We start from the raw sequence: 12,562 nt of genomic DNA, 5'->3' as shown, positions 1-12,562 counted from the left end.
AACTTATTGTTCCACGGTAACAGCACTAATCCTAGCAGAGATCGTAGTTTAAAAATAGAAGGATCTGTGAGCTTGTTGTGAGCATATATCTATCTTTGTTGTGGAGGGCGTTAGGATTTCTCTTACTTGGAGTAGGATGGGGTGGGATCAGATGTAAGGCAGAGAGCTCTATGCAGTACGTTCTCTTGGATGCCTACGAGCCTCATGAGGTTGAAGTGGATGATACCCTCGAAATTCGAGGGGAGAATTTTCCCCCCACCCAATACGTCAACGTACGCTTTTTAGGTACAGTTTATCATGCTGGTGAGCTCCCTGATAAAGGAGTTAAAATCGAAACCATTGGCTTTGTGGTGAGCCATGATCGTGTGCGTATTCGCATCACAGAGCTCCTGCAGGATCTTTTTTGTCATTCCCCAAATGGACTGGTGCGCAGTTCTTTTGTCGGTAAAATCGCACTTGTTTTTGATGAGAAAGGGGCTTCTACCCGAGAAGGCTTTTTGCAGCAAGTAGTCCTCGATTTTGAGCCGCCTCTACCAAGTCGATCTGTGATGGGAAAGCGAATGAAAGCGGCCGAAGGCTTTTTGACCTCGATAGGTCTTCACACTTCTTCGGAGTCATTGACCCGGGCAGGCTTGATTGTGGAGAAAGTGGATCCGCATTCACCTTCATGGGCACAGGGGATCGTCCCAGGAGATGTATTGGTACGTGTGGATCATATTCACGTCCGTTCATTGACGGATGTGGTTGTTCCGAAAAGAGAAATCGCCTCTATCAGCCTTAGTTTGAAAAGAGAAGGGATGAAAGAGGAAGAAAAGCATGTTCCGATCGAATCTTACTTGCAGCGCGATCCATTCCTGGGAAGATGGTTAATCAGTTATTTAGTGGTCGTCATTGGGCTAATCCTGACGATGGGTATTCTTTTCCCACTCCATAGAGAGTTTGACGCCATCTATGTTTGGATAGCTAGCCGTTGTCTGACGCTTTTTGAGGAGAGCAAAAGTGGGAGTCAAAAGACATCCAAGCGACGGGTGAACAAGAAAAAAGTCTCTTGCTGGCTCACTCCTTTTCTTTCGTTCTTCTCTGTTTTGCCTCGAACGATCAAAAGAAATAGCGCGTCTTCAGTTGGCTTAGGCATCTATGGGTTTCTGTTTATTCTTATGCTCCCTCTTGTCTCTCGCTTCTTGAGAATAGACATCAATCTTCTGATTCTCATGATCGGTTTCGTAACCTCTTTAATGATACTGGCGCTTCTTTTGAGACATCAGATCACGACCAGACGTTCCTTCCTTTTTCTTGGTTCTTTCTTCTTGTGGACAATAGGTCGAATCATCCCTTTTTTATTGGCGATCATTTGTGTTGTGTTTATCACTGGATCGCTTTGGGGTGGGGAGATCATGAATGCCCAGAGGGGTAACCCATGGAATTGGTATGTATTTTATCATCCTTTTCTCTTGTTTCTCTTTCTGCTGTCTCTCGTTTCTGCCATTTTTCAAAAAGCATCATTCCTTCCTGTCTTTCCGGAAACATCTGTAGAGACTTCTGAACTCTTACCCTTTTCACCTTTATTGAAGTCTCCCTTTTTCTTAATAGGGGAGTGGGTGATCTTAATCTATTTCTGTTGTTTGATGACCTTGGTCTTTCTAGGAGGATGGAACACAGAGAAAGCGGTGGCCCTTCCCAGGATAGGGATTTCCCTTGCAGACATCGAAGGGATTCTTTTCTTTGCTTTGAAGGTGGAGATTCAAGTGGGGATCATTCTGATCATGCGCGTACTCTTTCTCCCTTTTATGATCGCAAAGTGGAGAAAGATCGTATATCAGTGGCTTGTACCTCTTTCGACAGGCACATGTGCACTTACTCTTTTATGGGGGTTTTTAAATATAGGGAACCGCATGCAAACGTTTGTTAAGATGCTTACCTTTTCTTTTTTCTTATTCTACTGTCTGTGTGGTATTATAAGGATGCAAGGTGCTTTTAAAAAGGAACGAGAGGCTCGGCTTTCTCTCTAAGCCTTGAGCGCCTCCGCCCCTCCTAAAATCTCGATCAGTTCTTTCGTGATGGAAGCTTGTCGCGCCCGATTGTAAACCAGGGTGAGGCGTTTGATCATTTCTTTTGCATTCTGCGTAGCAGCATCCATGGTGGCCATGCGTGCTGCTAGCTCGCTCGCGTAGCTTTCCAACATAGCGGTGTAGATCCCAATTTGAATAAATTTGGGAACGAGCATCTGAACGAAGTTCTGTGGGTTTGGCTCAAAGAGATATTCTTTGGATCCGTAGATTCCCTCTTGCGCGGCTTGCGATGAAATGGGCTCCGGATCTTCAAAAGAGAAGGGGAGAAGTTTCTGGTAGGTCACTTGTTGCGCTAGTGCGTTCTTAAATTGGTTGTAGAATAGGTAGATCGCGTCCCATTCCCCATTAATAGCTCCTGGGATAAGCCACTGCGCGATGTGATTGGCTTGCTCCAGATTGATATTTTCGTACACCTGTGTGAAATCCCTTTGTAGGTGGGCGCCCCTCTGGATGAAAAAATCTCTCCCTTTCCTTCCGATGGTTGCAAATTCCACGGTTTTCTCTTCTTTCGTTTTTGTGTTCCATTCACGTTCCGTGATCTTATTGAGGTTGGTATTGAATCCACCACAGAGACCGCGATCGCTCGAAAAAAGAACAAAAAGAACGCGTTTTTCCTCTCTATGGGCGAAGAGTGGGTGCACGTGAGACAGAGGTATCTCAGATCCGCCAGGAGTGGAAGAAACAGAGACTGCGCGAAGCAATTCCGAAATTGCTTTTGCGTAGGAGCGAAATATAAGCATGTGTTGTTGCGCCCGCACGAGTTTTGCACCAGCTACCATTTTCATTGCACTTGTCATTTTGCATGTAGATTTAACACTGCTAATACGGGTTCGAATGCTTTTTAGAGAAGGCATGGGAAGATAGGAATTTCCTCAGTAGACGTTTTCTGGTTGTTACTTCGGTGAAGAGATCTCGGTGCTTTCGCTTTATACCTGTCCGAATTCTCGAAGTGCTGTTTTGATTTTTTCTTCGAGAGCAGGAGAGATGGCTTCGAGGGCTCTGATTTCTTCATACACACTAGGATGGGTGGAATGGATGAAGGAGTTTAGATTCGCCTCATACGACTCGAGTTTAGACAGGGGGAGAGCGTCCAGATATCCCTTCGTTCCGGCATAAATTAGAACGATCTGCTGTTCTACAGGCTGAGGTGAAAACTGCTTCTGCTTAAGAACTTCTACCAACCGAGCCCCTCGATCGAGTTGCTGCCGCGTGACCTTATCTAGATCGGATGCGAATTGGGAGAAGGCCTGCATCGCGCGATACTGAGCGAGATCGAGTTTGAGCGTTCCTGCGACTGATTTCATCGCTTTGATCTGAGCGTTTCCACCGACTCGGCTTACCGAGAGGCCTACATTGATGGCGGGGCGGACTCCTGAATAAAACAGATCGGTTTCTAAGAAGATTTGTCCGTCTGTGATCGAAATAACATTGGTGGGAATGTAAGCGGAAACGTCTCCCCCCTGTGTTTCAACGATCGGCAAAGCTGTTAGTGAGCCGCCAGACATCGGATTGCGGACCAGATGGTAGCCTTCCCCCTTTTCTTGCAGTGCTTTTTTGGCTTCTTGGTGACCATGCTCCCCTTTGTAAACTGTGGCGTTCCCCCGATCTGACCACTGGGTGATGTCTTTATTGGTTACCATCCATTCGTCAGCCATTTTAGCTGCTCGTTCGAGAAGGCGGGAATGAATGTAGAACACATCTCCAGGATACGCCTCTCGTCCTGGAGGGCGTCGTAGGAGAAGGGAGAGCTGGCGGTAGGCCACCGCTTGTTTTGAGAGATCGTCGAAAATACACAGAGCATGGCGACCTGTATCTCGAAAATATTCACCCATCGTAACCCCTGCATACGGTGCGATAAATTGCAGAGGAGCTGATTCGTTGGCACCTGCAATGACGACGGTAGTGTATTCCATGGCACCGTGCTGTGTCAGTTTGTCGATGACCCCAGCTACATTGGACTGCTTTTGCCCAATGGCCACGTAGAAGCAGAAAACCCCCTGCCCCTTTTGGTTGATAATTATGTCGATCGCTAGAGCTGTTTTCCCTGTTTGCCGGTCTCCGATGATGAGCTCTCGCTGTCCTCTCCCGATCGGAACCAATGCATCGATCGATTTGATTCCTGTCTGTAGAGGTTCTTTAACCGGTTGCCGCTGCAGGATGCCAGGAGCTTTGAGTTCAAGCCGCCGCCTGTGTTCGGTGTGGATCAGCCCTTTGCCATCGATCGGTTGGCCCAGTGCATTGACGATGCGTCCCAACAGAGCTTCACCTACTGGCACGTTGAGAATATGGCCAGTTCGTTGGACAGGAGATCCTTCTTTGATTCCTGTTGCGTCTCCCATGATTGCGACCCCAACATGTGTGCTCTCAAGGTTGAGCACAAGACCCATCAGTTGGTTAGGGAACTCGAGGAGTTCGCCTGTCATGGCTCTTTCAAGACCATAGACCTGTGCAATTCCATCTCCGATGGAGAGGACAGTGCCTGTCTCTACGGTTAATAACTCTTGCCCATACTGAGCAATTTGACTTTTAATGAGATGAGAGATTTCTTCTGGGTTTAGCTGCATACGAGCGTATTCCTTTGACAAAATAATGAGAAGCTATGCTAATTCTCTGGTAGCAGGTTGTTCCAGAATGAATCAAGCAGGTTCATTCAAGGGGTAGATCGAAGAAGCAGACAAAAGAGACTGCTTGAGGCACTTGAGCTTGGTTTTAAGAGAGCCATCATAAAGTGTATTTCCGATTCGTATGACAACTCCTCCCAGTAGGCTAGCGTCGATCATGCGACTCAGCTGGACGTGTTTCTGTGTAATGAGCTCTAGCTTTTGTTGAATGCTGTAATAAAATGCTTCAGGAAGCGCAACCGCTGTCGTAACTTCTGCAAGGAGAATTCCCTGATGCTCGTGATACAGATCGCGGAGCGAACGTACAATCAGGCTCAATATAGGTAAACGCTTTCGATCCGCAAGATAGAAGATCGCATTGCGCGTTAGCGTATGGAGCTGAACTAGCTCTGCAATTTTGCCCAAGATAGCTTGGCGGGCAAACTTAGAAAGCAGAGGATGAGCAAGCACTCGCTGAAGATTAGGCGAACTTCTGTAAAGGAGATCGATATTTTCTAATTGCTCAACCAAACGAGCGAGTTCATTCGCCTTCAGTCCTAGTTCGAATAGGGCTTTTCCATAACGGCTGGCAATAGCTAAAGGTAACACCGTGCTTCCATCCTTAAATAATTTAAGTGAGTGAGATGAGAGCGCCCCTTCGGGATAAGTGGGTTGCTAGCTTTTTGGTATAATTATCTGCCAAGCGCTCCTGATCCGTGTGTTGGATCTCCTTTTGAAGCAGAGTGGCTGTGTACTGCACTGTCTGCTCGATGGTTTGGCGTATCAATTCGACTTTGATCTGTTCTAACTCTTGGGCCAATTGCACCATACCTTCTTTCTGGATCTGTGCAGCTTTTGCATGGGCCTTTTCTAAAGTATGTCGGCGTTCATCCTTCCCTGATTGCAGTAGAGACTGACGGAGAGAGGAGAGCTCCTCTTCAAGCTTAGCGAGCTTAACCTCATATTCATGCGCGCGAGCCTCTGCCTCTCGCTTCATCCGCTGTGATTCTTCTATTTCCTTAGCGATATCCTCTCGGTATTTGCGTAGCGCGTTTTTGATAGGGTGCTTGCCAAACCAATAGTAAATGCCTAAGAGCGCGAGGACGTTGAAAGCGAGGGCTGCGTATGGGGGTTGTTCCTGATTTTTAAAGTCGAACCAATTGATTGTGTGGTTGTGGTAGCTCTTGTCTACCGGTGAAAGGAAAGCAGATGTATTTGCGAAAGCGGACGAAGAATAAGTCAACCACCATGCTGCAGCGATTGCTATTGCTTTGTAGTGCTTGTATTTCACGATACGCTCCGATCGAGAAACCGTTGGACGATATCATTTGCTAAAGAAGGGTATACTTTGACTAATTCTTTCTGTGCGTATTCCATCTCTTGAGTCGCTTGTCTCCGCCCCTCTTCTAAAAATTTTGCAGTAGCCTTGCGTGCCTGCATCAGAATCACATCTCGCTCTTTCAGACTTTCTGCACGTAATGCATTTTGTTCATGTTCTGCAGCAGCTCGTGTAGCTTGCATGGCCTGTTCGTAATGCCAGATTTTTGCAGCTGCTTTTTCGTCTAGGTCGCGCGCTTCCTTCTTTGCCCCTTCGGTCTGTTTCTCTCTCTCTTCAAAGAGTCGAAGCATCGGTTTAAAAAGGAGAGGATCCAATATGGCCGACAGCAAAAGAAAGAGAACCATCTGGCCCAAGAAGGTCAGATCGAGATCGATCGTGACAGCTCCTTCCGAGCCAAAGACATACAGGCCTCTTGAGAAAACGTGATCCTCCTGAACAAGACTAGCAAGTAGCATCGGTGCCCCTATAGAAAATACGGAGTCCCCTATAACATTGTGTATTTCGCTTGTCCACACGCCTTCTATTCTTCTTGGAGAGATGGGTTCTCTTTGTTCTTCTTTTTCTTTTTTTTGGAGGGCTTTGATTTCTTTCTAGGCATTTGATTTTAGGTTGCAGGCGTTGAATAATCTTCTTTGTGGAAAGAACGACAAGGGCACTTGCTACTTTTTCCAGATTGTTCTGAGTGGAATACTGAATTTATTCGCTATCTCTATCATGGTGATCAGTGTTTTTCCCAGTTTTTCCGATTTGTTCGTTCTGTATCAGTTTGGATACACGGGGATCGCCCATCCATTTAATACCTTGTTCAAGAAGTCAGCTTTTGATAGATTTCATGTCGTTTGCTTTCTTGTTCTCCTCGCGATGGCGAGAGAAAAAAAAGCTATTTTTTCTGCGATAACCATAAAACAGCCTCACAAAACAGTTTTTTTTTTGATTCAGATGTTGAAATTGAGGGGAAAGGAGGGAATGAGAAGAACAGTTGTTGGACTTGGTTCGAATCTGGGGGACCGTCTGGGTATGCTTCAGGCTGCTGTTTCTGCGCTTCATGCGTGTACTCCTGTACTTGCTGTTTCCAAAGTGTATGAAACACAACCTATCGGTCCACCTCAGCCTCTTTATCTCAATGCTGCTGTTCTCTTCTTGTGGGAGGGTTCCCCATTTGAATTGCTCACTTGGCTTCAGACGATCGAAAGCTCGCTGGGACGGATCCGCCACGAGCGGTGGGGACCAAGGACGATCGATATGGACATCCTTTGGATCGAGGGGATTGCCTTCGACTCTACTGTACTCCATATCCCTCATGCTTCACTGCGCGAGCGCGCATTCGCACTGATCCCTTTTCTTGAACTGGTCCCTGATGCTGTGGATCCAGAGAACCAGGCCCCTTTCGTATGTCCGCCTACAGGAGGTGTATGCTCGACCTTGTTCTCCTTGGAGATACCATCTGTTTCTAGCGGATCGCCTATCGATGATTCCCTATTTGTTGGTTCTAAAAAATAGCTGTCTGAGCCTTTGCAGATCTTCGTCGGGAAGGTAAATGGACCCTTGCCCCATGTCTCGAAGAAGTTGCTCGAGTTGAAGGATATTGCGAGGTCCGATCACTGCTGATGAGACGAGAGGATGGGACAACACAAATCGAATGCTAGCTGCGCGTAAGGAATGCACTTCGTCTTTAATCAGAAATCGAAAAGCATGGATCTGTTTCAAACGCCGCTGAAAACTTTTGAGATTCCATCGGTCGCAACGATGATCTTCTTGGGGGAAAGTATGTTCCATCGACCAAAGACCAACTAAAAGTCCGAAATTGAGGATTGAGCGCGCTAGAATGCCAATTTGTTTCTCTTTCACTTCTTGAGCAAGCTGATAGAAATCGTGCGGGTGGAAGAGGTTGAACGGTAGCTCTATCAACTCAGCACCTTGAGCAACCGCTGCCTGGCCAATTTTTGCATTGTCTACAGAGACTCCCCAATGAGCAATCCGACCTTCTTGCTGCATTGCAGTGAGGGCATGCGTCGCTTTCCCTTGCTTGAGTGTATCCCAAGATGGGTTGTGTAGTAGGCAGAAGTCGAGTTGTTCCTTGCGGAGCCTTTTGCACGATCTGGCTACAGCAAGGCGCAAGTAGGCAGGGGTGAAATTCTTCCGCGCAGGTTCTGTACTTAAATCTATTCCAATACGGGTTGCAATTTGGACGTGAGGATAGGAAGAGAGCCATTCTCCGAGGCTCATTTGGACCTGACCTGCTCCGTACGAATCTGACGTTTCAATGAGAGAAATCCCCTGTTCTACGGCTTGCAAGACAATCCGTTTTGCTTCTGTTGGCTCCATCGCGCCGTAGGTCTCTCCTGAGAATGCCCATGTGCCAAGAGCGAGTTGCGATACACTTTTTCCTGTTTTTCCGAGAATTCTCGTTTTCATGATGCGGAGCCAGGTCTTTCTGGATTAAAGAAAAGAAAGAAATAGAAGAAGGGAGGAATATCTATTATAAGGACAAGACATTGGCCAAGATACAATGATGATCAGAAGAACTATCGAATGCAAAATCCATCCCGTGTGAAGCGGTGACGGAGTAAAAGACTTAGCGCGATTAAAAGAGTGCGCACACTTAATCGATCCATATATATAAAGTGGGTGCAAAGTCTATTCGATCGTCATCATAGGAGGAAAACGAATGCGACGGTTAACTACTTTTAGTGTGATCATGTTGGGGTTTGCTGCTGCTGGCTGTGGAGGGGGCAGCCAAGTGAAGAAACCAGCAGAAGTTCCATCTGTCCCTTCTTCTTTAGCAGACAAGTCTGGTAGTGCTTTGGGTCAAGCTCCGCAATCAACTCCTCCTGTGGTAGAAGCGCCACCTCCTCCTAAGCCTAGCATTGAGCAGATGGCTTTAGAGACTCAAAAAAGGAAGATAAAAGCGTTCATTGAACATCAGCCTGAAAAAATTGCCTCTTATTTCACTGGCGATGCGTTGGTGCAAGCACCAGGTATTCCTGAAATTCGGGGGCGAAATGCGCTGGTAGAGGCATTGCAGGATGCTTTCTCCATTGTGGATGACGTCCAGGTCGCCAATTGGCGCATCTACCAAAAAGAAGATGTGGCCGTGATCGAATGGGTTTTGAATGGAATGTTTAAAGGGGAGTTCCAAGGGCTTCTCGGCATGAATAAACCGATCGGTGTTCATGGGGTGTCTGTTGTCTATTACGCTCCTGATGGTTTAATCCGAGAAGAACAAGTTTATTTCGATCGCAGTACAATAGCGTCTCAGGTTGGTGTTCTCAACCGCGAGCCTCTTGCTGTTCCTGCGTTGCCTACCGCTCAAGAGCTCTACCTTTCCAAGAATCCCAATGAAGAGGAGAAGAATGCCGGAATTATAGAAAATGCTTACAATGCCCTCCTAGGAAGGCATATAGATCAATTCTTTGATATGATGTCCGATGACGTGGAAGATATCAATTATGGCTACTCCATTAACATCAAAGGCAGAGCAGAAAATAAGAACGCCTACCAACTATCTTTTCAAGTGTTTCCTGATTTTAAAGTAGAGCAACACCGAATCATGGCAAGCCAAGATTTCGTGATCACCCGGTACCATGCGACAGGAACTCAGAAAGCACCTTTTCATTCTTTGCCTGTCCCGAAAAAGCCAACGCTTGTCGAGTGGGAAGGGATCAATATCTTTCAGATGAAAGATGGAAGAATCATAAGACGATGGGCTTATATGGATGCATACCCATTTTATAAAGCGGCTGGGCTCGTCAAGCCAACTACTAGCGAAGTGCTTCCTCTCATTGTGAAGCCTGAGTTTTTAAAGCCTGAGCATGCTTCTCGTCTATCAGATAACAATAAACGGAAACCGGCTGCCACTCCAAAAGCTAAAGAAACCAAGAAATAAGTCAAGTGACAAAGAAAGGCTCTGTTTCTTATTGAAACAGCAAAGAAAGGCTCTTTTCCCTATCTAAACAGTTGGATAGGGGAAGGAGTGTCCTTTTGCGTTCAAGCCATGCGATGATAGAAGAAAGAGAGGATTGCAATTGTCTGAAGGAGGCTCGTATCGACATTCGAACCCTTGTTTCTAAACCTACCTTCCTGTTAGGTCGTGCGGTTGCAATGCAGGAAGTTAGTCTGATTGGATTGGAGCTCAAAAAAGTTTAACTGCGATTACTGAAGCTCGCTTGTTTAAACATGACTATCAGGAGAGTGTGTGTGTTTTTGCTGAGGGTGTGAGAAGTGTTCTTTCTACATTTGTCCCTCATCAGGCCGTGCGGTGTATCTATTTTCATTTCCCAGATCCCTGGTGGAAGCGGCACCACTAAGGATTAGTGATTTAAGAGGGGGTTCTCAGTGAAGTGGTCTGTCTTCTTGAGATAAGGGAAAGGGGAAGGGGGGGAGCTTTTTATCCAAACAGATATAGCAGGTCGCGCGAATGAATGTGAACAAATGGTTGCCCAGTGACCTTGTTTAGAGCCCGCCGGGGATTCTCATGGGTCTTGTCGTTTTTTGGAGAATCCTTATCAGGCCAGAAGTTTAAGGGAGTAGTGCGCCATCAGGAATGGGTTGCCTATTTTTCATCTTCACTTTCGAAAGAATTCAATCAAAATAGATGATGCTATGGTTAAGGAAGAGGAATAAAGCTTTAAATTAATGTGGTTGAATGTTGTGTGTTTGACTGGAACCATGAAACCGAATCAAGGATGGATTGTTCGAGCGGGAAGCATTTTCTTTTCTCTTTGGTTGAGATGGATCGGTCTGTTTTTTGCACTTAGTACATTGAGATGTGCCCATTCCTATCTAGCCTCTGAGCCCGTCTCTTCCATAACGGTACCCTTGCAGGGGCAAATTGTGACTCCGAATGCAGATTATTCTGAAAAAGAGCTCTTTGAAAAGGGGCGGGCGGCGCTTGTGGCACAGGATTGGAAAACAGCAAGGGACGCTTTCTCGCTTCTTTTAGTTGCAAATTCTTCCTTGGTGCCAAGGTCTTTCATCCTATTCAATTTAGCAGTATCAGAAGAGGGGCTTGATTTGAAAGAGCGCGCGCGCAATGATTATCAGCAGTTTGTCAACTCTTATGCCGATGATCCGCAATTTATCTTTGCGCTGACTCGACTGATCGAATTGCACGCTCTCTTTGAAGATTGGACAGCGTTGCAAAAAACATCTGATCGGCTTCTTGCAAAGGTGAAAGATAGTTCGCGAGAAGAACAACTAGTAGGTCTCGCGGGTCGCGCCCTATCTCTTGTTGAGCTTGGTGATGACAACGGGGCTATGCGCTTGGTCTTGCAAGGACTCGATATGGCTGAACAAGCCCGTTACGGTATGGATGGGAAATTGCCTGTACCACTCGCTATGCTCCGTTTTGCGATGGCGGAAGTGAGACGGACCCGATCGGAACGGATTCAATTTGTTCCGATCGGGGCGGATTTTCTCTCTAAGATCGACATGCGGGCACAAGGTCTTCTGGATGCTCAAAATACATATTCAGATGTGATCCGTTGTGTAGACCCTTATTGGGCGGCTTTAAGTGGGTACCGCATCGGTCAAATGTATCGCACTCTCCATGCTGATTTAATGGCGATTCCTCCTACTGGACAATCGAAGACAGAGGAGCAAAAAAAGATATTCTATGCGATGATGCACATGCGTTATCGCGTTCTCCTTGAGAAAGGAATTGAAATGATGAGGAGAACGCTGGCCCTGTTAGAAAAGTTGGGAGATTCCCTTTGGGTGGAGCGCGTTAAGGTGGCAAAAGAAGAAATGGAGCATGGCCTTGAGGAAGAGAAAAAGATCATGGCTGAATTCCCTTTTACTGAACAAGAGGTAGAACGTGCTCTTGAAATGATGAAAGAGCGAAAAACGGGGAATTCTGCTCCAAAAGATAAGAAACGGTAGCAATAAGAAGCTTGACACAACAAAATATTGCGTGTATTGTGCTGTAGCTCAGGCACTTTGTAAGGCCTTGATAGGAGAAAAGGATTGTTTCAAGCTGGCTTGGATATCCTTGTTTATGTTTCAAAATAAATAGATGTGATAAGGATAGCTATCGTCATTGGAGTTTTATCTTTGTTGTGAGTCTGTGATGATTTCATGCAGCTTTGCTCAAGCGCTGGCGTAGCTCAATTGGCAGAGCACTTGTTTTGTAAACAGGTAGTTAGGGGTTCAAGTCCCCTCGTCAGCTCAGCGAATAAGTAAATGTAGAGGTTGGATATAGATAATTCGGAGGGTTGCCCGAGCGGTCAATGGGAGCAGACTGTAAATCTGCCGGCGATGCCTACGATGGTTCGAATCCATCACCCTCCACAAAATCGTCAAGCGTGGTAGTTGCAAGGAAAGGAAAAAAATGGTTGGATGCACATGGGTTATGATGTTTTTTTGTGATTTTGTGCGGGAGTAGCTCAGTTGGTAGAGCGTCAGCCTTCCAAGCTGAACGTCGCCGGTTCGAATCCGGTCTCCCGCTCCATGCCCACCTAGCTCAGTGGTAGAGCACTTCCTTGGTAAGGAAGAGGTCACGGGTTCGAAACCCGTGGTGGGCTCGTGCGGTTCAGTTGAGATTTTATCGTGGTACT

General features: G+C 46.4%; 12 protein-coding genes and 4 tRNA genes. 10 read left to right on the top strand and 6 right to left on the bottom strand.

Annotated features, from left to right (window positions below):
• Nucleotides 1-170 precede the first annotated feature (170 nt).
• Nucleotides 171-2,009, top strand: coding sequence for a PDZ domain-containing protein (locus BCY86_RS07200; protein ID WP_156865149.1), 1,839 nt, complete (start codon nucleotides 171-173; stop codon nucleotides 2,007-2,009).
• Here the strand turns inward: BCY86_RS07200 and atpG are convergent.
• The 5 genes from atpG to BCY86_RS07175 all read right to left on the bottom strand — a co-directional run bounded on the left by atpG (nucleotide 2,006) and on the right by BCY86_RS07175 (nucleotide 6,463).
• Entirely contained in the window at nucleotides 2,006-2,923 is a 918-nt protein-coding gene (gene atpG / locus BCY86_RS07195) for an ATP synthase F1 subunit gamma (RefSeq protein ID WP_075277118.1), read from the bottom strand. The genes BCY86_RS07200 and atpG overlap by 4 nt on opposite strands.
• A gap of 72 nt (nucleotides 2,924-2,995) precedes the next feature.
• The gene (gene atpA / locus BCY86_RS07190; protein ID WP_075277117.1) at nucleotides 2,996-4,633 is read right to left on the bottom strand and encodes a F0F1 ATP synthase subunit alpha; all 1,638 of its coding nucleotides are present in this window, start codon (nucleotides 4,631-4,633) and stop codon (nucleotides 2,996-2,998) included.
• 72 nt (nucleotides 4,634-4,705) lie between these two features.
• Nucleotides 4,706-5,278: an ATP synthase F1 subunit delta gene (atpH, locus tag BCY86_RS07185; protein ID WP_075277116.1), complete on the bottom strand. Its 573-nt coding sequence runs from the start codon at nucleotides 5,276-5,278 to the stop codon at nucleotides 4,706-4,708.
• Nucleotides 5,279-5,300: 22 nt separating this feature from the next.
• On the bottom strand, nucleotides 5,301-5,960 hold the full coding sequence (locus BCY86_RS07180) for a F0F1 ATP synthase subunit B family protein (protein WP_075277115.1): 660 nt from the start codon (nucleotides 5,958-5,960) through the stop codon (nucleotides 5,301-5,303).
• Nucleotides 5,957-6,463: an ATP synthase F0 subunit B gene (locus tag BCY86_RS07175; protein ID WP_075277646.1), complete on the bottom strand. Its 507-nt coding sequence runs from the start codon at nucleotides 6,461-6,463 to the stop codon at nucleotides 5,957-5,959. Before BCY86_RS07175 ends, BCY86_RS07180 begins: the two co-directional genes overlap by 4 nt.
• Before the next feature lie 511 nt (nucleotides 6,464-6,974).
• On the opposite strand from BCY86_RS07175, the gene folK reads away from it, so the two are divergent.
• Complete coding sequence (folK, locus tag BCY86_RS07170; RefSeq protein ID WP_172824829.1) at nucleotides 6,975-7,508, top strand: 2-amino-4-hydroxy-6-hydroxymethyldihydropteridine diphosphokinase; 534 nt, start codon at nucleotides 6,975-6,977, stop codon at nucleotides 7,506-7,508.
• Here the strand turns inward: folK and BCY86_RS07165 are convergent.
• Nucleotides 7,485-8,423 carry an aldo/keto reductase gene (locus BCY86_RS07165; RefSeq protein ID WP_075277113.1) on the bottom strand — a complete coding sequence of 313 codons (939 nt, stop codon included), beginning with the start codon at nucleotides 8,421-8,423 and terminating at the stop codon, nucleotides 7,485-7,487. The two genes, folK and BCY86_RS07165, sit on opposite strands and share 24 nt — an antisense overlap.
• Before the next feature lie 253 nt (nucleotides 8,424-8,676).
• Between BCY86_RS07165 and BCY86_RS07160 the strand changes: the two genes are divergently transcribed.
• The 8 genes from BCY86_RS07160 to BCY86_RS07130 all read left to right on the top strand — a co-directional run bounded on the left by BCY86_RS07160 (nucleotide 8,677) and on the right by BCY86_RS07130 (nucleotide 12,529).
• Entirely contained in the window at nucleotides 8,677-9,894 is a 1,218-nt protein-coding gene (locus tag BCY86_RS07160) for an ester cyclase (RefSeq protein ID WP_083604258.1), read from the top strand.
• Between the two features lie 95 nt (nucleotides 9,895-9,989).
• The gene (locus BCY86_RS09880) at nucleotides 9,990-10,154 is read left to right on the top strand and encodes a hypothetical protein (RefSeq protein WP_156865148.1); all 165 of its coding nucleotides are present in this window, start codon (nucleotides 9,990-9,992) and stop codon (nucleotides 10,152-10,154) included.
• A 20-nt stretch (nucleotides 10,155-10,174) separates the two neighbouring features.
• On the top strand, nucleotides 10,175-10,315 hold the full coding sequence (locus tag BCY86_RS10830) for a class I SAM-dependent methyltransferase (protein ID WP_172824828.1): 141 nt from the start codon (nucleotides 10,175-10,177) through the stop codon (nucleotides 10,313-10,315).
• Nucleotides 10,316-10,676: 361 nt separating this feature from the next.
• The gene (locus BCY86_RS07150) at nucleotides 10,677-11,888 is read left to right on the top strand and encodes a tetratricopeptide repeat protein (protein WP_156865147.1); all 1,212 of its coding nucleotides are present in this window, start codon (nucleotides 10,677-10,679) and stop codon (nucleotides 11,886-11,888) included.
• Between the two features lie 213 nt (nucleotides 11,889-12,101).
• Nucleotides 12,102-12,174: transfer RNA gene (locus BCY86_RS07145), tRNA-Thr, on the top strand.
• 40 nt (nucleotides 12,175-12,214) lie between these two features.
• A tRNA-Tyr gene (locus BCY86_RS07140) sits at nucleotides 12,215-12,296 on the top strand.
• 84 nt (nucleotides 12,297-12,380) lie between these two features.
• Nucleotides 12,381-12,456: transfer RNA gene (locus BCY86_RS07135), tRNA-Gly, on the top strand.
• A 1-nt stretch (nucleotide 12,457) separates the two neighbouring features.
• Nucleotides 12,458-12,529 (top strand) — tRNA-Thr (locus BCY86_RS07130).
• The last annotated feature ends 33 nt before the right edge of the window (nucleotides 12,530-12,562 follow it).

It is taken from the genome of Pajaroellobacter abortibovis, assembly GCF_001931505.1.
GTDB classification, from domain to species: Bacteria; Myxococcota_A; Polyangia; order Polyangiales; family Polyangiaceae; genus Pajaroellobacter; species Pajaroellobacter abortibovis.
This window is presented reverse-complemented; position numbering and strand designations above follow the sequence as displayed.

Bases quoted from the DNA above. Each gene is read 5' to 3' on its own strand.
- BCY86_RS07200 (WP_156865149.1), top strand. From the start codon at position 171: ATGCAGTACGTTCTCTTGGATGCCTACGAGCCTCATGAGGTTGAAGTG.
- atpG (WP_075277118.1), bottom strand. From the start codon at position 2,923: ATGCCTTCTCTAAAAAGCATTCGAACCCGTATTAGCAGTGTTAAATCT.
- atpA (WP_075277117.1), bottom strand. From the start codon at position 4,633: ATGCAGCTAAACCCAGAAGAAATCTCTCATCTCATTAAAAGTCAAATT.
- BCY86_RS07175 (WP_075277646.1), bottom strand. From the start codon at position 6,463: ATGCTACTTGCTAGTCTTGTTCAGGAGGATCACGTTTTCTCAAGAGGC.
- folK (WP_172824829.1), top strand. From the start codon at position 6,975: ATGAGAAGAACAGTTGTTGGACTTGGTTCGAATCTGGGGGACCGTCTG.
- BCY86_RS07165 (WP_075277113.1), bottom strand. From the start codon at position 8,423: ATGAAAACGAGAATTCTCGGAAAAACAGGAAAAAGTGTATCGCAACTC.
- BCY86_RS07160 (WP_083604258.1), top strand. From the start codon at position 8,677: ATGCGACGGTTAACTACTTTTAGTGTGATCATGTTGGGGTTTGCTGCT.
- BCY86_RS07150 (WP_156865147.1), top strand. From the start codon at position 10,677: ATGAAACCGAATCAAGGATGGATTGTTCGAGCGGGAAGCATTTTCTTT.